Below are 20,470 nucleotides of genomic sequence, written 5' to 3'. Positions count from 1 at the left end.
CCCCGTGATCAATGACTGTGCTGGGCCGAGCCCTTGCCCAGCTCGGACTTGAGGACAAAGCTGCCGGCAGCGGCTACCCGGTTGCCGGCGGCCAGGCCGCTGGTGATTTCCACCTGCCCACCGTCGCGGCGGCCAGTGGTTACCGGGCGCGCTTCGAAACCTTCCTCGGTGCGGGCAAACACCACGGTCTGCTCCTCCCAGGTCTGCAGGGCGCTTTCCGGCACCGCGACGGCGGCATTGAAGCGCTCGACGCTGACCGCGACATTGACGAACAGCCCGGGGCGCCAGGCGCCGTTGGGGTTGGCCAGGGTAGCGCGCACGGTGGCAGCGCGGTTCTGCTCGCCGAGCAGGCTGCCGACGTAGTTGACCTTGCCTTCGACCTGGGCGCCCAGGTCCGGGGCGCTGACCGTGACATGCCGGCCAGTCACAACCTTGTCCAGGTCACGCGGGGCCACGGCGAACGTGGCCCATACCCGGCTCAGGTCGGACAGGGTGAAGGCGTTGCTGGTCTCATCGACCACCTCGCCCACGGTCAGGTGCTTTTCCACCACCACCGCATCGAAGGGCGCCCGCAGTTCATAGCGGTTGCCAGCGCCGGCCGGGCCCACGGCGGCGACCTTCTGCCGGGCGTTGGCCAAGGCGATCTCGGCCTCTTGCACTACCTGGCGAGCCTGCAGGTAATCCTGTTCGGCGCTGATGCGCTCCTGCCACAGCTGCTGCTCGCGGCGCAAGGTCAGCCGCGCCAGTTCCAGGCGGCGCTGGGCGGCCTGTTGCTCGCTGCGCAGGTCGGAGATCTGCTGGCTGGCGATCACCGCCAGTACCTGGCCGCGCTTGACTGCCTGGCCCAGCTCCGCCTGTACCGCCTCGACCACCCCCGGCACGCGCGGTACAACATGGGCGGTGCGGTCCTCATCGAAGCGTATTTCACCGGGGAAGCTGATGGCGCTCGCCAACTCACGGGGTCCGGCGGTGGCCAGCTGCACACCGGCGGCGTTTATCTGCGCGATGGACAGGTGCAGCTTGCCCTCTTCTTCGGCATGACCTGCTTCGGCCTGGTCTTGGCCATGGCCGTGGCCGTCTTCGCCATGCTCGTCATGGCGGGCTTCAGCATTCGACGCCTGGCCGAGGTTGCCGGTCCAGGCCAGGCCACCGACGCCCAGCACGGCCATCGCGGCGACCAATAGCGCTATCTTGGATGGGTTAGTCATTGTTGCTCCTGCTGTTCGGGTGTTTGCTCAAGCCATCAAGGGCGCCGTAGATGCGCTCGACCTGCGCCCGCGCGTCAGTCGCCGAGGCCAGGGCCTCGAGGTAAAGCCCGCGGGCCTGGATCAGGGTGCGTTGGGCATCGAGCACGTCGAGGAAGGCGAATTTGCCCATCTCGAAACCACGGGTAGCGGTGTCCACCGCCTGCTGCGCAGCAGGCAGGATGGTGCCGTCATAGGCGTCCACCTCCTGCATCGCCGTGTCCCACTGGCTGAGCGCGCTACGGGTTTCACTGCGCAGGCGCAATTCCACGGCATTGCGCAGGTCACGTGCCTGGTCGGCGCGGCGCGCAGCGGCCAGCACGTTGCCCTGGTTGCGGTCGAACAGCGGCAGCGGCATGGACAGGCCGAGCACGTTGACCCGCTCGCGGTCCTCACGGCTGTACTGGCTGCCAAGGCTGACGGTGAGGTTGGGAATGCGCTGGGCCTTTTCCGACCCCAGGGACGCGTCACCGCGCTCAACCTGGGCAGCGGCCAGGCGCCATTCGACTGTTTGCTCGATGCGGTCCAGCAAAGCATCGGCGTTCGGCGCCACGCCAGGCGAGAGGCTGCTGGCCTGCAACTGGTCGAAGCCTGCCAGCGGGCTGCCGGTCAACCGTGCCAGAACCTGGTAGGCAACGCGGCGCTGGCTTTGCGCACGGCGCACTTCGGCCTGGGCCTGGGCCAGCTGCACCTGGGCACGGGTGGTTTCCACGGGCGCTGACTGGCCGGCGGTCACCCTCCCCTGCACTACCCGCAGCCCGCGCTCGGTCACCGCCAGCGACTGCTGCGCCAGCTCCAGCGCAGTCTGTGCCCGCAACGCCGCATGGAAGGCCTGCACCACGTCGGCATGCAGGCCATTGCGCTGGCGCTCCAGGTCGAGCTGGGCAATGGCCTGGCCGGCACCGGCCACGGCGATACGCGCGCCGCGCTTGCCGCCCAGTTCCAGCGGCTGGCTGAGTGTGACGGTGGTGGTGCTGGTGTCGCGGCGGGTGTCCTCGACCTCCCACGCCAGCTCGGGGTTGGGCAGCAAACCGGCCTGGCGCCGCTCACCGTCGGCAATGCCGATTTCCCGGCTGGCAGCGGCCAGCTCCGGGTTTTGGGCAAAGGCGGCAGCCAGCGCCTGGGGCAGGCTCAGGCTCTGGCTAGCCTGGGCGCTGTGGGCACCGAACAGCAGCAGGCAGAGCAAGGCGATCTTGCGGGGGATGGGCACGGACAGGTCCTCGACGGCGAGCGGTGGCGAGGGACTTTAGGGAAGGGTGGTTATCGGGGTGGTGGCGGCAGAATTACAATTTTGTAATGCCCCGGGGTGTTCGCCTTGACACATTCAGCGCCTATGAGACCGAGCGCCGCGCGGGCGGCGCTCGGTCTCATAGGCGCTGAATGTGTCAAGGCAAACCAGTCCGATAATCGCCCACTTTCCCCACCCGAAGCACCAGCCTAATTGACGGAACTAACCAGTCAGTACAAAACTAGGCGCAACCAACAACAAAAAGTGATGCCCCTCATGAAGCCACTTATTCTCGTGCTCAACGGCCCTAACCTGAACATGCTGGGCACCCGCGAGCCTGCCCAATACGGCCGCGAAACCCTGGCCGACCTGGCCCAGGGCTGCGCCGATACTGCCCAAGCCCACGACCTGGAACTCGAATTCCGCCAGACCAACCACGAAGGCGAACTGATCGACTGGATCCACGCAGCCCGGGGCCGCTGCGCCGGTATCGTGATCAACCCGGGCGCCTGGACCCACACCTCGGTGGCCATCCGCGACGCCCTGGTGGCCAGCGAAGTACCGGTTATCGAAGTGCACCTGTCCAACGTGCACAAGCGCGAACCGTTCCGCCACTTGTCGTTCGTATCGTCCATTGCCGTAGGCGTGATCTGCGGGCTGGGCAGCCATGGCTACCGCATGGCTATCAGCCACTTCGCCGGGCTGTTCCAGGAGCGCACGGCATGAGCCAGCAAGCCATCCTCGCGGGCCTGATCGGCCGCGGCATCCAGCTGTCGCGCACCCCGGCCCTGCATGAACATGAAGGCGATGCCCAGGCCCTGCGCTACCTGTACCGGCTGATCGACGCCGACCAGCTGCAACTGGATGACAGCGCCCTGCCCGGCCTGCTGGATGCCGCGCAGCGCACCGGCTTTACCGGGCTGAACATCACCTACCCGTTCAAACAGACCATCCTGCCACTGCTCGACGAACTGTCGGACGAAGCGCGTGGCATCGGCGCGGTGAATACCGTGGTGCTCAAGGACGGCAAGCGGGTTGGCCACAACACCGACTGCCTGGGCTTTGCCGAAGGCTTGCGCCGCGGCCTGCCCGATGTGGCGCGGCGCCGGGTGGTGCAGATGGGCGCCGGTGGCGCCGGCTCGGCGGTGGCCCATGCGTTGCTGGGTGAAGGGGTCGAGCAGTTGGTACTGTTCGAGGTTGACACGGCCCGGGCGCAGGCCCTGGTGGACAACCTCAATGCCCATTTCGGCGCTGGGCGCGCCGTGGTCGGCAGCGACCTGGCCAGCGCCTTGGCCGAGGCGGACGGGCTGGTCAACACCACGCCGGTGGGCATGGCCAAGCTGCCGGGTACGCCGCTACCGGTGCAGCTGCTGCACGCGCGCTTGTGGGTGGCGGAAATCATCTACTTCCCGCTGGAGACCGAGCTGCTGCGCGCTGCCCGGGCACTGGGTTGCCGCACGCTGGATGGCAGCAACATGGCGGTGTTCCAGGCGGTGAAGGCGTTCGAGCTGTTCAGCGGGCGCCAGGCGGATGCGGCGCGGATGCAAGCGCATTTCGCCAGCTTCAGCTGAACAGGCCAGCTTCAAAGCGATGTACCAGGCATGTCCTGCAACAACACCCGCGGCGGAACTGGCGGGCCATGCTGCAGGTCATCCCTTACATGCGCACATCCATGAAGATCTACGTAGCCCTCGCCATCCTGGCCCTGATCGCCGCTGCAGGCCTGCTCGGCTCGCCGTGGATGAACCAGCGCTTCCACATGCCCGCCGAAAAAAACCAGGCCCAGCAACGCGAAACGGCCGGGTCCACAAGGGAGCCGGCCGTTTCGAGAAGCGAGTGACGCTTAGTGCTGCTTGCCAGAACGAATCTGGTGCACCACACCCATCGCCACCACGATCGCCGCAGCGATACCGGTAGAGATCACCAGGATCTGGTAGTCAGGCATGAAGGCCATGGTCACCAGGGCCGCCACGATGAACGCGATCACCAGGTAGGTCAGCCACGGGAACAGCCACATCTTCAGGCGCACTTCCTTGCCTTCGGCAATCAGCTTGCGGCGCATGCGCAGCTGCGAGAAGGCAATCACCAGGTACACCAGCAAAGCGATCATGCCAGTGGTGTTCATCAGGGTATCCAGCACGTCTTTCGGGCGCAGGGTTTCGCTGAAGTTGATCAGCGCACAGACCACGGCCACGGCGCACGAGCCGATGATCGCGTACACCGGTACACCAGTGCCGGCGCGGGTGATCTTGAAGAACGACGGCGCATCGCCACGCTGGGCCAGGGAGAACAGCATGCGCGAAGCGGTGTAGTGGCCCGAGATCAGGCAGCTGCTCACCGAGGTCAGCACCACGAAGTTCATCAGCAGCTCGGCATACGGCACGCCCAGCAGTTCCAGGGTACGGCGGTACGCACCATAGCCGGAAACGCCCAGGTGCGGGTCATTCCACGGTACCAGGCAGACGATCAGGAAGATCGAGCCGACGTAGAACAGGCACACACGCCATACCACCGAATTGGTGGCCTTGACGATCTGGGCCGCCGGGTCCTTGGCTTCGGAAGCGGCGATGGTGACGATTTCCGCACCGAGGAAGGCAAACATCACCCCGAGCAAGGCACCAATCACGGTGCTGATGCCGTTGGGCATGAAGCCTTCGGCAGTGAGGTGGGTGATGCCACGTACTTCGCCGAACTGCCAGACGTTGGTGACCGCAGCGGTACACACGATCAGGAAGCAGACGATCGCGATCACCTTGATCAAGGCGAACCAGAACTCGAACTCACCGTAGTGCTTGACGTTGAAGAAGTTGACGGTGATCAGCAACAGGGTCGTGGCCAGCACGAACACGTTGACGCTGACGTCCGGGAAGAAGCCATGCAGGATCTTGCCCGCCACATAGGCTTCCCAGGCCATGAGGATGACCCAGTACCACCAGTACAGCCAGCCGATGGTGAAACCGGCCCAGCGGCCGATGGCGCGGTCGGCGTAGGTGGAGAACGAGCCTGTGTCCGGCGAGGAAGTCGCCATTTCGCCGAGCATGCGCATGATCAGCACCACCAGGATGCCGCCTGCCAGGTAGGCCAGGACAGCGGCTGGGCCGGCGCTGTGGATCACGCTGCCGGAACCGACGAACAAGGCGCCGCCAATAACCCCGGCGATCGACATCATCGTCAGGTGGCGCGACTTCAGCGAGGCACTGAGCTTGCTCTCGTGCCCGCTTTTCGCGGTGGTGGTTGTGGATGTTGCGTCCATCAGTTGTGTACCCCGTGCTTCTTTTTATCCAAGGAAAACTGTAAAACCCCGATGGCTGGCGGTTTCACCTGTACATCAGTGCTAATGCGGGCAGGATGGTGTGAACAAACACACGCAGGCCATCCGTGGCGGCCTGCTGACGCGCCCCGGTTGTTGCGCCCGGAGCTAACTGAACATGCTTTATGTGGCGATATCCGACACCTAATGTAAAAATGTCTGACGCAGAGAGCCATGCACAGTGGCATGAATCTCGCACTGCACTGTACAGGTCGCCCATGCAGTACACCCTGCAAACGCCTGGCGATACGCACCCTGAAGGCCACGAATGCTCGAATTACATCCAGACTCCTCGACCCCTTTGGTCAACCAGATCATCGACGGGCTGCGCGAGCTGATCGACAACCAGACCCTCAAGCCAGGCGCCAAGGTGCCGTCCATCCGCGCCTTTGCCGCGACCTATTCGGTGAGCACCTTTACCGTGGTCGAGGCCTACGACCGCCTGGTTGCCCAGGGTCTGCTGGTAAGCCGTGGCAATGCGGGGTTCTTCGTCAACCGCGCAGCGAGCGAAATGCTGGAGCAGCACAACGCTGAAGCCGACACCAGCCGACCCACGTTCAACTCCGAGTGGTACCTGCAACAGATCTTTGAAATCCGCCAGTTGCCGTTCAAACCAGGGTGCGGCTGGTTGCCCAACGACTGGATGTACGAAGACGGCTTGCGCCGCGGCCTGCGCCAGGTGGCCGGCAGCCCGCTGGAGCTGTCGGGCTACGGCGACCCCATGGGCCTGCAGGAGCTGCGCGCACTGACCGCGCAAAACCTGCAGCAGGATCTGTCGATCGTCGCCAACCCGGCGCAACTTATGCTCACCCACGGCGCCAGCCAGGCCCTGGACCTGGCTGCGCGCACGCTGGTACGCCCGGGTGATGTGGTGCTGGTGGACGACCCCGGCTACCCCAACCTGATGAGCATCCTGCGCACCCAGGGCGCGACCCTGGTCGGTGTGCCACGCACGCCGGCCGGCTACGACCTGAACCAGCTGGAGCAGTTGCTCACCCACCACCGCCCGACCGCGTTCTTCACCCAACCGCACCTGCACAGCCCGACCTGCTCGCGCACCCCGCTGCCGCAACTGCACCGGCTGCTGCAGCTGGCCAGCCAGCATGGCTTCCGCCTGGTGGAAAACAACCTGTACGCCGACATGATCGCCGAACCGCAGCCGTGCCTGGCCAGCCTCGACCACCTGCAGCAGGTGGTATACGTGGGCAGCTACTCGAAAAGCATTTCGCCCAACGTGCGGGTCGGCTACATGCTCGCCAACCCGGAGCTGATGCAGAAACTGCTGCACCTGAAGATGCGCTCGGGCCTGACCACCTCGCAGGTGATGGAGCGCGTGGTGTATGCCGCAATCATCGACGGCCGCTGGCGCAAGCATCTCAAACGCCTGCGCCAGCGCTTGGCCGAGGCGCACCAGGAAGTCGGCCGGCATCTGCATCGATTGGGCTTCGAACTGTTCACCGAGTCGGATGAAGGCATGTACATCTGGACCCGCCACCCGGCCATCCTGGACAGCGCGGCGCTGCTGGATGATGCGCTGGAGAAAGGCATCATGCTTGGGCCTGGGCAGTTGTTCATGGTCGATGCCAAGGCCACCGGGTGGATGCGGTTCAATGTGGCGTTCAGCACCGATCCTGCGATGTGGGAGTTGCTGGAAAAGGTGTTTGTGAAGCATGTGCGCCGGGGTGGAATGTAGTTCGCCATTACCTTTTCAGCGCCGGTGAGATCGAGCGCCGCGCGGGCCCTCAATGGACGGCACATCCATTCATGCTCGAACAGAAATACACGTTCAAAGATGCTTTATAGGGATTAGCTATGATCACGCCGGCAGCCGCATCGAGCTGCCGGCCCGCTGAACTTACTGCCAATCCACCTTGTCAGCAAAAAACGCCCGCGCATTCGCCTCCAGGCTCTCAAGGTGATACCCCCCCTCCTGTACAATCAGGCAAGGCAACCGCAACGCCCGAATCCGCTCACCCAATGCAGCAAACCCCTCAGTCGTCACCGCCACCTTGCTCTGCGGGTCCAGTTCGTAGATATCGAACCCCAACGACAACACCAGCACCTCGGCACCAAAATCCTTCACCGCAGCCAGCGCAACCTCCAACTGCGCCATGAAGTCCTGTTCGCCCGCCCCATGTGCCATGGGCAGGTTGAGGTTGTACCCCTCCCCCTCACCGCTGCCGCGCTCATCCTCAAACCCGGCCACACCTGGGTAAAAATTAGTCGGGTCGCCATGCACCGACACATACAGCACATCGCGGCGATCGTAGAAAATCTCCTGAATCCCTTGCCCGTGGTGCATGTCGGTGTCGAGCACCGCCACGCGGCTGAAACGGCTGCGCAGGGCCTGGGCGGCCACGGCTGCGTTGTTGATGTAGCAGAAGCCACCTGCTGCATCGAACCGCGCATGGTGCCCCGGCGGTCGGCACAGGGCATAGGCAGCAGGTTCGCCCTCGACAATGGCCTTGGCGCCAGCCACTGCGCTCTGCGCCGACCAGTAGGCCGAGCGCCAGGTATGTTCACCGACGGGGCAACTGCCATCGGCCAGGTAGCGCCCGGCCTGGGCGAGAATGCCACGCAGGGCGTTGGGCTCGCGCACGAAAATGTTGGACATGACCTCGTCGCCCCAGTCCTCCGGTATTTCCTTCCAGCGCGCATGAGCTTCTTCGAGGAAAGCGAGATAGGCCTCGCCATGCACCGCCTTGAGCGGATCAAGGCCGGCATCCTCGGGCCGGCAAATATCGAAGCCCAGGTCCTTGGCCGCCTGCAGCAGGCGCTGGGCGCGCTCGGGGACTTCCTGCGGGGTGCGCATGGCGCCGCGCGAATAGTAGCTGCGCGGGTGGTGCAGCAGCTGTTCGGGGTGGAAATAGCAACGCATCAGGCTTCTCCTTGATCGACACGGCCAGCGCGGGCCAGCACGGCATTGAGCAGTACATCGGCACCCTTGCGGGCGTCTTCAGGTAATACATCCTCCGCTTCGTTGTGACTCAAGCCGCCGACGCAGGGGATGAACACCATCGCGGTCGGGCAGTAGCGGGCCAGCAGGATGGCGTCGTGGCCGGCGCCGCTGACGATCGACTGCTGGGCGTAGCCAAGGCCGTCCACCGCCCGCTGCACGGCGGCCACGCAATCGCCGTCGAACGGGGTGGCCGGGCTGACCCAATGGCGCTCGATGCGCACCTGCAGGCCGCGCTGGCTGGCGATGGCTTGCAGCTTCAGGGCCAGGTCGCGCTCCATCGCCTCAATGGCTTCATCACGGTGGTGGCGCAGGTCGACGGTGAACTGCAGCAAGCCGGGGATGGTATTGCGCGAAGACTTGGCGATAGACAGTTCCCCCACGGTGGTGAGGCCTTCCGGGGCAAAGTCGGCTGCCAGTTGCTCAACCGTCTGGATCATGCGCGCTGCGCCATACAAAGCATCCTTGCGCAGTGGCATCGGCGTGGTACCAGCGTGCGCCGCCATGCCTTCGACGGTCACGTCCAGCCAGCGGATCGCCTGGCCGCCGCTGACCACGCCGATGGCCTTGGCATTATCCTCAAGGATCGGGCCTTGCTCGATGTGCGCTTCAAAATAGGCATCCACCGGGCCACCCAAAGGACGCTGGCCGGCGTAACCGGTGCGTTGCAGCTCGTCGGCGACGCTGATGCCATCGGCGTCGCGGATGGCCAGCGCGTCGTCCAGCGCCAGGCTCCCGGTGAACACCGCCGAGCCGAACATGGCCGGGGTGAAGCGGGCGCCCTCTTCATTGGTCCACACGGCGATTTCCAGCGGCTTGCGGGTATGGATGCCCAGGTCATTGAGGCGGCGTACCACCTCCAGTCCTGCCAGTACACCATAGACGCCGTCGAAACGGCCGCCTTCGGGTTGGGTGTCGAGGTGGCTGCCGATCATTACCGGCGCCGCCTGTGGGTCACTGCCAGCGCGGCGAGCGAACAGGTTGCCGATCGCATCCACGCTCAGCGTGAGGCCGGCTTCGCGGCACCAGTGACAGAACAGTTCACGGCCGGCCTTGTCCTCGTCGCTGAGGGCCAGTCGGCAACTGCCACCACGGGCGGTAGCGCCGATTTCGGCCATGGCCATCAGGCTCGCCCACAGGCGTTCGCCATTGCTTTTCAACATGTGCGGGTACTCCAGAGTAAAGCGCTTCAATCAAGCGAGTTCCAGGCGCTGGCTGCGGGCGTACTGGCGCGACAGGGCAAGCACGCATACCAGCGAAATGGTGGCGATCAAGGTGTAGAAGGCAGCCATGGGCCACCACTGGCCGCTGAAGGTGTGGGCCAGCCAGGTGCCGATCAGCGGGGTCAGGCCACCGGCGATGGCACCGCAGATCTGATACGCCAGGGAAATAGCGGTGTAGCGCACGCGGGTTTCGAACATGCCGCTGACATAGCCGGCAATCACCGCGTAGAACGAAGCCATGCACGCTGCGGCAAGGGCGATGCCGAGCACGATCAGCGGGCCTTGGCCAGAGCTGACCAGCACGAACATCGGGTATGGCGAGGCCATCGCCAGCAGCGCGACCAGGGCCAAAAAGCGCGTGGCCCCGATCTTTTCCGACAACCAGGCGGCCAGCGGCTGTACGCAGAACTGAATGACCGCCACGAAGAACAGGCATTCAAGGATCAGCGAGCGCTCCAGGTGCAGTTGCTGGGTGGTGTAGCTGATCATGAAGGTGTTGGTGAAGTAGACCCCGGCAATGCCCAGGGTGTTGGCACCGATGCACAGCAGCAGCGGGCGCCAGGCCGTGCGCAGCACTTCGAAGACCGGCGCCTGCTCCTTGCGTTGGGCCTTTTCCGCCTGCTGGCGGCTGGCGATGAACTCGGGGGACTCATTCACCCCCAGGCGGATCGCCAGGCCCACCAGCAGCAACAGCGCGCTCGCCAGGAACGGCACTCGCCAGCCCCAGCTCATCAAGTCTGCCTCGGGCAGGCGGGTCACCGCGCCGAAGGCCAGCAGCGACAGGATCAAGCCAGCCGGGCTGCCCAGCTGGGCGAACGAGGCGAAGAAATTGCGCCGCCCCTTGGGCGCATGCTCGCCGGCCATCAGCACCGCCCCACCCCACTCGCCCCCCACGGCGATGCCCTGGACGATGCGCAGAATGATCAGCAGCACCGGGGCCATGGCGCCGATCTGCGCGTAGGTCGGCAGCAGGCCGATGCACACCGTGACGATGCCCATCATCAGCAGCGTGATGACCAGCGACTTCTTGCGCCCGATCCGGTCGCCCACATGGCCGAAGATAATCCCACCCAATGGCCGGGCGAAAAAGCCCACGGCAAAGGTGCCGAAGGCGGCCATGGTGCTGAACAGGCTGTCGTCGGAAGGGAAGAACAGTGCGCCGAACACCAGTGCGGCAGCGGTGGCATAGATGTAGAAGTCATACCATTCGATCATGGTGCCGATGAACGCGGCGGCGGCGGCACGGCGCGGCTGGGGGGACGTGGTGGGCTGCATGAGGGCTCCTTTGCTTGTTGTTCTGGCAGGAGTTGTCGGGATCACGGTGTCGCTCTGCTGGCGCTTGCACTGCGATTTATCGGCCCAGGGCTATGATTAGTCAATTTTCTATTTATTATTTGCACTATTAGCCATGCTTATCATAGAGCCCTGCCATGCCTGACCGCCTGCTCAACGACCGCCTCGACTGGAACCTGCTGCGCACCTTCCGGGTGATCGGCCAGGAGCTGTCCATCAGCCGCGCCGCCGCCCGCCTGCACCTCACCCAGCCAGCGGTGAGCCAGGCGCTCAAGCGCCTGGAAGAACAGCTCGGGCGCCAGCTGATCGCCCGCCGTGGGCCGCGCTTCGTCCTGACGGAAATGGGCGAGCAACTGTTCCTGCTGGCGGGCGAGGTGTATGGGCAGATGTCGCAGATCGGCGGGTTGCTGGAAGAACCAGCGGACGAACTGGTAGGCAAGGTACGCCTGCTGATGATCAGCCGCATCGTCGACGAACGCTTCGACGACTTTCTCGCCGGGTTCCATCGCCAGCACCCGCGGGTGGAGTTGGAGATTGACGTGATGCGCAGCTCAGACATCGTCGCCGCCCTGCAGGAGAAGACCGCCACGGCGGGCCTGAGCCTCAGCCGGCGTACGCAGCCAAGGCTGGAACAACGGCTGTTCCTGCGCCAGCGTTATGCGTTTTTCTGTGGCAAGCACCATGCCTTGTTCGGCCAGGCAGAAGGCGATCTGCAGCGGGAGAACTTCGTCAGTTTCACCAGTGACCAGATTGGCGGCATGTTGTCGCCGCTGACCATATTCCGGGACCAGCAGGGGTTTGCCGGGCGGATCGTGGCGTCATCGCCGAGCCTTGAGGAAGTGCGTCGGCTGGTGATTGCCGGATTTGGCATCGGCTGCCTGCCCGAACATGTGGTGGCCCCGGATGTCGAGGCAGGCTTGCTGTGGAAGCTGCCGCCGCAGGAGGGGATTGCCGATGTGGACATTCATCTGTTGTGGAACAGGGAGCAGCGGTTCAGCCGCGCAGAGGAGGTGTTTATCGAGGCGCTGCGACAGTTGCATGACGGTTCAGGCCCGGAAAACAGGTGACAAAGCTGACTTAAGCGCCACTACATCGCCACCAAGCATTTCTGCCAGTAGCCCCACGACCTGATGCGGTTCACCATCGCCTCAGGTACTCAAGAGGCTGCTGCGAATGGACTGGCTGATCTTGTTACATCTGGCAAGCTACGGCGCCGCGCTGGTCATCATCGCCGCCTTTGCACTTATCTACGCGGCTCGCTCGCAGTTCATGCCCTACCATGCTGCAGTGATCGAACGCCCTTGGCATACCCTCGACGCCCCGCTGCAATTTCTGCTGCTAGCCCTGATACGCCTGCTCGGCTGGGGATGGCTGGCGATCGCCTGCGCCGGGTTGGTGATGCTCTACCAGCTGTTCGTGCTGCGTGTCCCCTTACCGCTGCTGGTGCTGCTACAAGCCTATTGCCTGCTGGCGATCACCCCGATCATCGCGGTGACCAGCCAGGTAAAACGTCGTACCAATGGATCACCCCCAGTCATGGTCGGTTGGGTCACCATGATGCTGTGCTGGTTGGGCTTTTTGTTCGGGCTGCTGGCCCGGGCTTGTGCATAGGCGGAGCGCCTCATGAAAAACAACTTGTTCTGGAAAACCATGGAAGGGCTGCGCCCGCTGCCCAATGTCGCCCAGTTGCTTGGTTGGAAGCTAGTGAAGCACGAGCAGCGCACTCGCGAGATTTTCGTAGAGTTTGACGCCTCAAGCGCGTTGACGAACCCGGTCGGCAAAATCCAGGGCGGCATGCTGACCGCCATGCTTGACGATTGCATGGGTCCCGCTATCTACGCCTTGCTCGAACAGCACGAAATCGCCCTGACGACAAAAATGGCGACGTGCTTCCTTCGACCCGCCTCGCCTGGCCGAATTACGGGTATTGGCAAGATGCAGAGACGGTGCGATGACACTTGCTACACGAGAGGCGAACTCAAAGACAGCATGGGCCGAACCCTGGCAACCGCGACCGCTCGTTACAAGATCATTGACCTGGCGCCACGCAACTCCGTTGAAGCTTGATGCCACAACTTGGATCCCATCCCCTGAAAGGTTATGCTCGCACAATAGCCAAAAGCCATCAGTGGCAAGCTTGGCGCCTGCACTCAAGGACGAGCCCTCTTGCCCAGCCACCCGACCCGCCACACGATCGCCCGCCAGTGGCAGTTGCTCAAATTGTTGCCCGGCCGCCACCCGGGCATGAGCTCCACGCAGCTGCAGGCTGCACTGACAACCGTGGGCCACACCACCAGCAAACGCACCGTCGAGCGCGACCTGGTCGAGCTCGCGGCGCTGTTCCCGCTGCAATGCAACAGCAAGGGCATGCCCTACGGCTGGCATTGGCAGCCAGGCCTGAGCCTGGGCGAAGCGCGGCAGCTGCAACCCGATGTACTTGCGCCCCCCGTGCAGGTTCAGCTGCACGCCTGGGTCGACGACGGGCTGGCGCGGCGCCTGCAAGCGCAGCCACTGTCTGCAGACATGCAACTGAGCGCGCAAGCGGGCGGTGGCGCCACGCTGGTCGCCACTGTCAATGACAACCGGGCGCTGATGGGCTGGCTGCTGTCCCAGGCCGGCTCGATCCGGGTGCAGGCCCCGCAGGCGCTGCGCACGGCCATGCTGGAGCAGTTGCGCCACAGCCTGGCACTGCATGATGGGGGCGGTTGACCCCTCACAAAGTGATTGCCCTCGGGTGGCACCTTGCGCTGCGAAGAGGCCGGTACAGACAAAACAGTTGTAGCGCTGCTACTGGCCTCTCGCAGCAACAGGCTGCGCCTACAGGTGGCGCGCCTGGTGCGGGGTACGGCGCGCCACACAGGCGTAGGCCAAGCCGAGCAGGCCCAGGGTCAACATGCCCAGCAGTATCAGCAGCTCACGGCTGTAACGGGCGACCATGGCGGGGAGCCCGGTGAACTCGCGGTACACCTGCACATCCGCAACACCATTGGCGTGGCTGATGCTGACCCCGCCCTGGCGGATCTGCGAGTAGTCTGCGTCGAAGTACACCCAAACCTTGCACGCCCCGCCAGGTTCGATGCCGGGGATGTCCACCTGCGCAGTGGCGGCCTCGACAATGGTGTCGTTGCCAGCGGCATCACGCACCTGCACCAGGCCCTTGGCAGGCAGGCGGATCCTGACCTCGCGTACCGGCGCGTCGCCACTGTTGCGCAGTTCGATCAGCAACCCGGTGCGGTGGTCGACCAGGCCGGCCTCGAAAGGCTTGGCAAACAGCTGGGCATAGGGTGCCTGGGCCATTTCAACCAGCCGCTCGACCTGGTCGTGGCTCAGCTCGCCTTGGCCAATGTTGTTGATACGGCCCTGCAACTGCTCGTACTTGAGCTGCTCGCTGGCCTTGCTGATCCGCTCGCTGAACTGGCTGGGGTAGGTGAGGTAGGCATAGGTCAGTGACGCCTCCAGGCGCGGGTTGCCCCTGAAAATCGCGTAGGCGGCCAACAGCACTACCAGGCCAATCAGCGCGGCTACGAGGAGTTTCCCCACCTTGTCCCAGCTCAATGCAAACATCCTTCTGTGGTGATACAGACAATTCAACCGGCCCAAGGGTGCCAAGTTAGCGGCCCCCAGGCAAGCCTACGCGGAGAGTAGGACGCTGCCTGCCCCACTACAATGACCAATGGGGTGAAAAGGCCTACTTTCGGAAATGGACCACAAGAAGACTGTAAAGGGGCTGGTGACAACCGATCTGCCGCTTGACCGCCTCCCGACAGTGGCGGACGATCAACCTCCCCCACCCAAGGACGAACACCATGCTACGCATACTGGGCAGAGCCTCTTCCATCAATGTGCGAAAAGTCCTGTGGGCCTGCGCCGAATTCGAGGTTGCGTTCGAGCGCGAAGATTGGGGCATAGGCTTCAAGAGCCCGGACAGCGTCGAGTTCCTTGCCCTGAACCCCAACGCCATGATCCCGGTGATCCAGGACGGCGACTTCACCTTGTGGGAATCCAACAGCATCATCCGCTACCTGGCCAATCGCTACGGCGCCACCGCGTTCTACCCCGTCGAGGCGCAGGCGCGGGCCAAGGTCGACCAGTGGATCGACTGGCAGGCCTCGGACCTGAACCGTTCCTGGAGCTACGCGTTCATGTCGCTGGTCAGGCATTCGCCCGCCCACCAGGACCCGCAGGCACTCGCCGCCGGCTGCGCCGACTGGTCGCGCTACATGCACATTCTCGACCGCCAGCTGGCCAGTACCGGCGCCTATGTGGCGGGCAACGAGTTCACCCTGGCCGATATCCCTATCGGCCTAGCGGTCAACCGCTGGTTCGAAACGCCCTTTGAGCACCCCCAGTTGCCGGCGGTGCGCGACTATTACGAGCGCCTGAGCGAACGTCCGGCCTACCACCTGCATGGCCGCAACGGTACACCTTGACCAGGGAGGGTTGACAGGTGCTTGCCACAACATATGCAGCGCCTGTCAGCCCTGCCGCGATTGCCTATGCCCTCACCCGCGAACACCGGCCACCCCGCTACCAGCCACCCCCCGCCCACGCCAGGCAAACACCAGCACCATCAGCAAACCCAGCGCCGCCATCGCCGCCCCCGCCAGGGAGATCGCCGGGTAGCCCAACCCCGCATTGATCACTGCCCCACCCAGCGCCGCGCCAATTGCATTGCCCAGGTTGAACGCACCAATGTTCACTGCCGAGGCCAGGTTGGGCGCATCCTTGGCCGCCTCCATCACACGCATCTGCAGCGGTGGCACCAGGGCAAAGCTGGCAGCGCCCCAGACCAGTACCGCCAGCGCCGTGGGCAGCGCCCAGTCCATCACCAGCGGAAACACCAGCAACACGGCAATCAGCACGGCCAGCGACAGCATCAGCGTGCGGTCGACAGAACGGTCGGCCGCTTTGCCACCCCACATGTTGCCCAAGGTCAGGCCAATACCGAACAACACCAGCATTACCGTGATGAAGGTGGTGGAGGCAGCTGCCTCGCTGTGCAGGATCGGCGCGATGTAGGTGAACACCGTGAACATCGCACTCGAGCCCACCACCGTCAGCGACAGTGCTGCCAGCACTGGCCCGCGCAGCAACACGCGGATTTCCGCCATGGCCCCGTCACCCCTGGGCAACGCCACATTGGGCAGCGCGTACCACAGCGTGGTCATCGCCACCAGGCCCAGCCCGGCGATACCCCAGAACGCTGTGCGCCAGCCGAGCATTTCACCAAACCAGGTCGCCAGCGGCACGCCACCAATGGTGGCCAGGGTCAGCCCCATGAACATCGCCGCAACGGCCCCGGCACGCTTCTGCGGCGCAACCACACTGGCCGCGACAATCGAACCGATGCCAAAGAACGCACCGTGGTTGAGTGAGGTGACCACCCGGGCGACCAGCAAGCTGGTGTAGTCGCTGGCCAGCGCCGACATCAGGTTGCCCAGGGTGAAAATGGCCATCAGCCCGATCAGCAGGTAACGCCGCGGGATCTTCACCGTGGCCAAGGTCATCAACGGTGCGCCGATCAGCACACCAAGCGCATAGGCACTGACCAGCAGGCCGGCGGCGGGGATGGAGACGCCAAGGTCGGTGGCGATATTGGGCAACATGCCCATGGGGGCGAACTCGGTGACACCAATGCCGAAGGCACCGATGGCGAGCGCGACCAAGGGGGGATTGATACGCATGGCAAAGCTCCTTATCTATGCCGCGAATGCTACGATCCACGGCTAAAGTGCACTAGACCGTGTTGCTGCGAATCACCTTTGCTTGCGAGGCACAAATGGACTTCAGCGGAAGATCCGGAGAAATGGAGATTTTTGCCAGGGTGGCGCAAGAAGGCAGCCTGTCTGCCGCCGCCCGGGCCCTTGGCCTGACGCCGTCGGCAGTCAGCCGCATCATCGCCCGCACCGAACAGCGGCTGGGCACCCGCCTGCTGCTGCGAACAACCCGCGCACTCACCCTCACCCCCGAAGGCGAGGCCTACCTGCGCGGGGCACGGCGGGTGCTGGCCGACCTGCTCGAAGTGGAACAGGCCATCACCGACCAGGGCGTGCCACGCGGGCGCCTGCGGGTCAGCGCGGCGCTGGGCCATGCACGGCTGACCGTGGTGCCATTGCTGGCGGCGTTCAGCGCGCGTTACCCGCAAGTGCTGGTCGACCTGACCCTGAGCGACGAAGTGGCGGACATTCTCGGCGGCCAGGCCGACGTGGCGCTGCGTTTCGGCCACCTGCCGGACAGCTCGTTGACCGCGCGAGCCTTTGGCGAGACCGGCCAGGCGATCGTCGCCTCGCCCGAGTACCTGCAGCGCTGTGGTACCCCCGTAGTGCCCGAAGACCTGGCCCGGCACAACTGCCTGCGCTTCAACTTCCGCCGCGCCGAACCCGACTGGCCGTTCCGCCGCGATGGCCACGTGTTCTCGTTGAAGGTGACGGGCAATATCCAATGCAGCAGCGGCGAAGCCCTGGCGCAGCTGGCCAGGCTTGGCGCCGGCATAGCACGCATCGGCACCTTCACCGTGGCCGATGACCTGGCCAGCGGGCGGCTGGTACCGTTGCTGGAAGCGTACAACCCTGACGACCGCGAGCCGATCCATGCGGTGTTCGTCGGCGGCCCGGCGATGCCGGCGCGCGTACGGGTGTTCGTGGATTTTCTGCTGCAGCATCATCAACATGGCTCGACATTCACCGAGCATGACAAATGAAAAAGCAGGTAGCGGGTCAATTGGAGTAACTAGCCCAACATGAGCGACACTGATACTCACGTGCCAACAGATAGCGCACCACGCCCGGCTTGAACGACGCGTACACTTGCCTTCAGCGCAGCTTCAGGAGTTTCCGCATGCCCTACCCCATCGAACAGAAACTGGTCATCGGCGTGGCTTCGAGTGCGCTGTTCGACCTCACCGTTTCCGACGATATCTACACGACCGAAGGCGTCGAGGCTTATCGGAAGCATCAGGAGCAGAACCTTGACGAGCCGTTCCCCAAAGGCGTGGCGTTCCCGTTCATTCGCCGCTTTCTGAGCATCAACAAGGCCTTCCCCGAGCAGTTGCCGGTGGAAGTGGTGCTGCTGTCGCGCAACTCGCCGGAAACCGGTTTGCGGGTGTTCCGCTCCATCAATCACTACCAGCTGGATATCACCCGCGCAGCGTTCATGTCGGGCCGCTCGCCCTACGAATACATTCCGGCGTTCAATGCCTCGCTGTTTCTCAGCGCCAACGAAGAGGATGTGCAGAAAGCCATCGACGCCAACTACCCGGCAGGAAGGGTGTTGCCAACCCACATCTACGATGACGAGATCGACACCGAATTGCGGGTGGCCTTCGACTTCGATGGCGTGATTGCCGACGACGAGGCCGAGAGCGTGTTCAAACGCAACGACAACCTGGATGATTTTCAGGAACACGAACGCGTCCACAAGGGCATCCCGCATACGCCAGGGCCGTTGGCGGACCTGTACCGCAAGCTTTCGCTGATACGCATGCTCGAAGACCGCAAGCTGGCCGAAGACCCGGCGTACAAGCGGATTCTGCGGATTGCCATCGTGACGGCGCGCAACGCCCCTTCGCATGAGCGCGTGGTGACCACGCTGAAGGATTGGGGCGTGTCGCCAGATGAGTGCTTCTTCCTGGGTGGGATGGAAAAGCCCAGGGTGCTGTCGATCCTCAAGCCCCATGTGTTTTTCGACGATCAGCGCAGCCACCTGCAGTCACCGGCAGGGGACCTGCCGATGGTGCATGTACCGTTTGGGGTGGCGAACAGGCGGCACTCACCGCAAGCGCCTTGCCCCGAACACGATCAACCGCCGGTCGCACCTCACCTGCTAAAGAATGCACCCTGTCTGTAGGAGGTTGCCCAGCCTGGTGGGCCGCGCTGTCGCGCAGAGAACTGATGCCGGGCGCTCCGCGTACCCTGTGGGAGCGGGTTCAACCTCGAACACCGCCAAAGCCCAGTCTTAGCGGGCAATACTTTCGGTCGGCGCTGGCCCGACAGAGCGCTTGCGCTGCCCCAGCAAAGCCCGCGCTGCCACGGCCGCCACCACCAGGCCAGGTGACGCCGCCAGCAGCAAACCACCCACCCCGGCCCCCGCCGCCAGAATCTGCCCAGCCGCCAACGGCCCGGCCATGGAACCTAGCCGCCCTACCGCCACCGATGCGCCGACACCCGTGGCACGCACCTGGGTCGGGTACAAGGTAGGCGCCAGCGCATACAGCACCAGTTGCCCGCCGATGGCGCAATAGCCCGCAGTAAACCCGGCGAGCAGCATCAAGCCGAAACCGGTCGACAACCCCAGCCCCGCCAGCGACGCCAGCATCCCGGCATAGGCGATGAACACCGCCCGGCCGGCGTAGCCACGGTCCATCATGCGCCCGGTCAGGAACGAGCCGGCAGCGCCACCGAGGTTGAAGAGGATCTGCACCGCTCCCGCCTGCGGCCTGCTGTAGCCCTGCCCGATCAACAACGACGGCAACCAGTTCAGCAGCATGTACAGCACGGTGAGCGTGAAGAAACACGCCACCCACAGCAACAGGGTGCGGCTGACCTGCCCTGGCCCGAACAGCTGCGCCAGCATGCCATCAGCGCCAGCACTGGCAGCGGGCCGGGCGCGGAATGCCTGGGACTCCTTCAACCACAGCATCAGCACGAAGGCGATCGCAATCGGCGCGATACCCCCGACGTAGAACACCGTCCGCCAACCTTCGCCCAGCCCGGCCATGCCGATGACCGAAGCAATGGCCCCGCCCAGAGGCACACCACAATAGGTCAGGCTCACCGCGGTGCTGCGAAGACGGTCCGGCGCGGCTTCACTGGCCAGGGCGATCAGGATCGGCAAAGCCGCACCCAGGCCCAGCCCGGTCATCAGGCGGGCGATCAGCAACGTGTTGTAGCTTTCGGCATGGGCAGTGCCCAGGGAAAAACCACCGAACAACAGCACCGCCACGATCAGGATGACCTTGCGGCCCAGCCGATCGGCCAGCCAGCCACCGATGAACGCGCCCGGCAGCAGCCCGAGCAACCCGGCACTGAACACCCAGCCGAGCATGCCAGGCGTGAGCGCGAACTCCTTGGCCATGTGCGGTGCAGCAACACCGGTGGCCTGTAGGTCCAGGCCCTCCAGCAGCGCCACCAGAAAACACAGGCCGATGGTGAGCACCGGCTTGCTTGAAGATGAGGAAGAGTGACTCATGTGTGGCCCCTTTTGTTGTTATGGATCGGG

At 64.3% G+C, this 20,470-nt stretch carries 20 protein-coding genes; 11 read left to right on the top strand and 9 right to left on the bottom strand.

Annotated features, from left to right (window positions below; all coding sequences use genetic code 11):
- Positions 1 to 8: 8 nt before the first annotated feature.
- Both AC5O5I_RS10625 and AC5O5I_RS10620 read right to left on the bottom strand, forming a co-directional pair.
- Entirely contained in the window at positions 9 to 1,208 is a 1,200-nt protein-coding gene (locus AC5O5I_RS10625; protein WP_172222021.1) for an efflux RND transporter periplasmic adaptor subunit, read from the bottom strand.
- On the bottom strand, positions 1,201 to 2,454 hold the full coding sequence (locus AC5O5I_RS10620) for a TolC family protein (protein WP_172222024.1): 1,254 nt from the start codon (positions 2,452 to 2,454) through the stop codon (positions 1,201 to 1,203). The genes AC5O5I_RS10625 and AC5O5I_RS10620 overlap by 8 nt, the downstream gene beginning before the upstream one ends.
- 294 nt (positions 2,455 to 2,748) lie before the next feature.
- Between AC5O5I_RS10620 and aroQ the strand changes: the two genes are divergently transcribed.
- From aroQ to AC5O5I_RS10605, 3 genes are all read left to right on the top strand, one after another.
- A complete protein-coding gene (aroQ, locus tag AC5O5I_RS10615) occupies positions 2,749 to 3,198 on the top strand; it encodes a type II 3-dehydroquinate dehydratase (RefSeq protein ID WP_172222027.1) in 450 nt (149 codons plus the stop codon).
- Positions 3,195 to 4,043 carry a shikimate dehydrogenase gene (locus AC5O5I_RS10610; RefSeq protein ID WP_172222030.1) on the top strand — a complete coding sequence of 283 codons (849 nt, stop codon included), beginning with the start codon at positions 3,195 to 3,197 and terminating at the stop codon, positions 4,041 to 4,043. The genes aroQ and AC5O5I_RS10610 overlap by 4 nt, the downstream gene beginning before the upstream one ends.
- Before the next feature lie 89 nt (positions 4,044 to 4,132).
- Positions 4,133 to 4,312 carry a hypothetical protein gene (locus AC5O5I_RS10605; protein ID WP_172222103.1) on the top strand — a complete coding sequence of 60 codons (180 nt, stop codon included), beginning with the start codon at positions 4,133 to 4,135 and terminating at the stop codon, positions 4,310 to 4,312.
- A 3-nt stretch (positions 4,313 to 4,315) separates the two neighbouring features.
- On the opposite strand, the gene AC5O5I_RS10600 is transcribed toward AC5O5I_RS10605, so the two are convergent.
- Positions 4,316 to 5,725, bottom strand: a complete 1,410-nt coding sequence (locus tag AC5O5I_RS10600; RefSeq protein ID WP_172222033.1) for an amino acid permease — start codon at positions 5,723 to 5,725, stop codon at positions 4,316 to 4,318.
- Positions 5,726 to 6,050: 325 nt separating this feature from the next.
- Here AC5O5I_RS10600 and AC5O5I_RS10595 point away from each other — a divergent pair, with 325 nt between their 5' ends.
- Entirely contained in the window at positions 6,051 to 7,475 is a 1,425-nt protein-coding gene (locus AC5O5I_RS10595) for an aminotransferase-like domain-containing protein (RefSeq protein ID WP_172222036.1), read from the top strand.
- A 162-nt stretch (positions 7,476 to 7,637) separates the two neighbouring features.
- On the opposite strand, the gene AC5O5I_RS10590 is transcribed toward AC5O5I_RS10595, so the two are convergent.
- From AC5O5I_RS10590 to AC5O5I_RS10580, 3 genes are read right to left on the bottom strand one after another with little or no spacing between them, the layout of a single operon-like run.
- The gene (locus tag AC5O5I_RS10590) at positions 7,638 to 8,660 is read right to left on the bottom strand and encodes a histone deacetylase family protein (RefSeq protein ID WP_172222039.1); all 1,023 of its coding nucleotides are present in this window, start codon (positions 8,658 to 8,660) and stop codon (positions 7,638 to 7,640) included.
- The gene (locus tag AC5O5I_RS10585; protein ID WP_494512545.1) at positions 8,660 to 9,901 is read right to left on the bottom strand and encodes a Zn-dependent hydrolase; all 1,242 of its coding nucleotides are present in this window, start codon (positions 9,899 to 9,901) and stop codon (positions 8,660 to 8,662) included. The genes AC5O5I_RS10590 and AC5O5I_RS10585 overlap by 1 nt, the downstream gene beginning before the upstream one ends.
- Positions 9,902 to 9,931: 30 nt before the next feature.
- Positions 9,932 to 11,236, bottom strand: a complete 1,305-nt coding sequence (locus AC5O5I_RS10580; protein ID WP_172222045.1) for an MFS transporter — start codon at positions 11,234 to 11,236, stop codon at positions 9,932 to 9,934.
- A 155-nt stretch (positions 11,237 to 11,391) separates the two neighbouring features.
- Here AC5O5I_RS10580 and AC5O5I_RS10575 point away from each other — a divergent pair, with 155 nt between their 5' ends.
- The 4 genes from AC5O5I_RS10575 (at position 11,392) to AC5O5I_RS10560 (ending at position 13,963) form a co-directional block, all read left to right on the top strand.
- Positions 11,392 to 12,321: a LysR family transcriptional regulator gene (locus tag AC5O5I_RS10575; protein WP_494512544.1), complete on the top strand. Its 930-nt coding sequence runs from the start codon at positions 11,392 to 11,394 to the stop codon at positions 12,319 to 12,321.
- 106 nt (positions 12,322 to 12,427) lie between these two features.
- Entirely contained in the window at positions 12,428 to 12,865 is a 438-nt protein-coding gene (locus tag AC5O5I_RS10570; RefSeq protein WP_494512543.1) for a hypothetical protein, read from the top strand.
- A 12-nt stretch (positions 12,866 to 12,877) separates the two neighbouring features.
- The gene (locus AC5O5I_RS10565) at positions 12,878 to 13,321 is read left to right on the top strand and encodes a PaaI family thioesterase (RefSeq protein ID WP_494512542.1); all 444 of its coding nucleotides are present in this window, start codon (positions 12,878 to 12,880) and stop codon (positions 13,319 to 13,321) included.
- Between the two features lie 99 nt (positions 13,322 to 13,420).
- Positions 13,421 to 13,963, top strand: coding sequence for a WYL domain-containing transcriptional regulator (locus tag AC5O5I_RS10560; protein ID WP_172222057.1), 543 nt, complete (start codon positions 13,421 to 13,423; stop codon positions 13,961 to 13,963).
- Positions 13,964 to 14,071: 108 nt separating this feature from the next.
- On the opposite strand, the gene AC5O5I_RS10555 is transcribed toward AC5O5I_RS10560, so the two are convergent.
- Positions 14,072 to 14,809, bottom strand: coding sequence for a hypothetical protein (locus tag AC5O5I_RS10555; RefSeq protein WP_494512541.1), 738 nt, complete (start codon positions 14,807 to 14,809; stop codon positions 14,072 to 14,074).
- Between the two features lie 251 nt (positions 14,810 to 15,060).
- Between AC5O5I_RS10555 and AC5O5I_RS10550 the strand changes: the two genes are divergently transcribed.
- The gene (locus tag AC5O5I_RS10550; RefSeq protein WP_172222062.1) at positions 15,061 to 15,684 is read left to right on the top strand and encodes a glutathione S-transferase family protein; all 624 of its coding nucleotides are present in this window, start codon (positions 15,061 to 15,063) and stop codon (positions 15,682 to 15,684) included.
- 72 nt (positions 15,685 to 15,756) lie between these two features.
- Here AC5O5I_RS10550 and AC5O5I_RS10545 read toward each other — a convergent pair whose 3' ends face one another.
- On the bottom strand, positions 15,757 to 16,938 hold the full coding sequence (locus tag AC5O5I_RS10545) for an MFS transporter (protein WP_494512540.1): 1,182 nt from the start codon (positions 16,936 to 16,938) through the stop codon (positions 15,757 to 15,759).
- Positions 16,939 to 17,033: 95 nt separating this feature from the next.
- Here AC5O5I_RS10545 and AC5O5I_RS10540 point away from each other — a divergent pair, with 95 nt between their 5' ends.
- Together AC5O5I_RS10540 and AC5O5I_RS10535 are read left to right on the top strand one after the other, a co-directional pair.
- On the top strand, positions 17,034 to 17,954 hold the full coding sequence (locus AC5O5I_RS10540) for a LysR family transcriptional regulator (RefSeq protein ID WP_172287286.1): 921 nt from the start codon (positions 17,034 to 17,036) through the stop codon (positions 17,952 to 17,954).
- A gap of 137 nt (positions 17,955 to 18,091) precedes the next feature.
- Positions 18,092 to 19,099, top strand: a complete 1,008-nt coding sequence (locus AC5O5I_RS10535; protein WP_172222071.1) for a 5'-nucleotidase — start codon at positions 18,092 to 18,094, stop codon at positions 19,097 to 19,099.
- A 108-nt stretch (positions 19,100 to 19,207) separates the two neighbouring features.
- Here AC5O5I_RS10535 and mhpT read toward each other — a convergent pair whose 3' ends face one another.
- Entirely contained in the window at positions 19,208 to 20,440 is a 1,233-nt protein-coding gene (mhpT, locus tag AC5O5I_RS10530; protein ID WP_172222074.1) for a 3-(3-hydroxy-phenyl)propionate transporter MhpT, read from the bottom strand.
- Between the last annotated feature and the right edge of the window lie 30 nt (positions 20,441 to 20,470).

It is taken from the genome of Pseudomonas sp. 9_2_1, from assembly GCF_059295275.1.
This window is presented reverse-complemented; position numbering and strand designations above follow the sequence as displayed.

Bases quoted from the DNA above. Each gene is read 5' to 3' on its own strand.
- AC5O5I_RS10625 (WP_172222021.1), bottom strand. From the start codon at position 1,208: ATGACTAACCCATCCAAGATAGCGCTATTGGTCGCCGCGATGGCCGTG.
- aroQ (WP_172222027.1), top strand. From the start codon at position 2,749: ATGAAGCCACTTATTCTCGTGCTCAACGGCCCTAACCTGAACATGCTG.
- AC5O5I_RS10610 (WP_172222030.1), top strand. From the start codon at position 3,195: ATGAGCCAGCAAGCCATCCTCGCGGGCCTGATCGGCCGCGGCATCCAG.
- AC5O5I_RS10605 (WP_172222103.1), top strand. From the start codon at position 4,133: ATGCGCACATCCATGAAGATCTACGTAGCCCTCGCCATCCTGGCCCTG.
- AC5O5I_RS10600 (WP_172222033.1), bottom strand. From the start codon at position 5,725: ATGGACGCAACATCCACAACCACCACCGCGAAAAGCGGGCACGAGAGC.
- AC5O5I_RS10595 (WP_172222036.1), top strand. From the start codon at position 6,051: ATGCTCGAATTACATCCAGACTCCTCGACCCCTTTGGTCAACCAGATC.
- AC5O5I_RS10590 (WP_172222039.1), bottom strand. From the start codon at position 8,660: ATGCGTTGCTATTTCCACCCCGAACAGCTGCTGCACCACCCGCGCAGC.
- AC5O5I_RS10585 (WP_494512545.1), bottom strand. From the start codon at position 9,901: ATGTTGAAAAGCAATGGCGAACGCCTGTGGGCGAGCCTGATGGCCATG.
- AC5O5I_RS10580 (WP_172222045.1), bottom strand. From the start codon at position 11,236: ATGCAGCCCACCACGTCCCCCCAGCCGCGCCGTGCCGCCGCCGCCGCG.
- AC5O5I_RS10575 (WP_494512544.1), top strand. From the start codon at position 11,392: ATGCCTGACCGCCTGCTCAACGACCGCCTCGACTGGAACCTGCTGCGC.
- AC5O5I_RS10570 (WP_494512543.1), top strand. From the start codon at position 12,428: ATGGACTGGCTGATCTTGTTACATCTGGCAAGCTACGGCGCCGCGCTG.
- AC5O5I_RS10565 (WP_494512542.1), top strand. From the start codon at position 12,878: ATGAAAAACAACTTGTTCTGGAAAACCATGGAAGGGCTGCGCCCGCTG.
- AC5O5I_RS10550 (WP_172222062.1), top strand. From the start codon at position 15,061: ATGCTACGCATACTGGGCAGAGCCTCTTCCATCAATGTGCGAAAAGTC.
- AC5O5I_RS10545 (WP_494512540.1), bottom strand. From the start codon at position 16,938: ATGCGTATCAATCCCCCCTTGGTCGCGCTCGCCATCGGTGCCTTCGGC.
- AC5O5I_RS10540 (WP_172287286.1), top strand. From the start codon at position 17,034: ATGGACTTCAGCGGAAGATCCGGAGAAATGGAGATTTTTGCCAGGGTG.
- AC5O5I_RS10535 (WP_172222071.1), top strand. From the start codon at position 18,092: ATGCCCTACCCCATCGAACAGAAACTGGTCATCGGCGTGGCTTCGAGT.
- mhpT (WP_172222074.1), bottom strand. From the start codon at position 20,440: ATGAGTCACTCTTCCTCATCTTCAAGCAAGCCGGTGCTCACCATCGGC.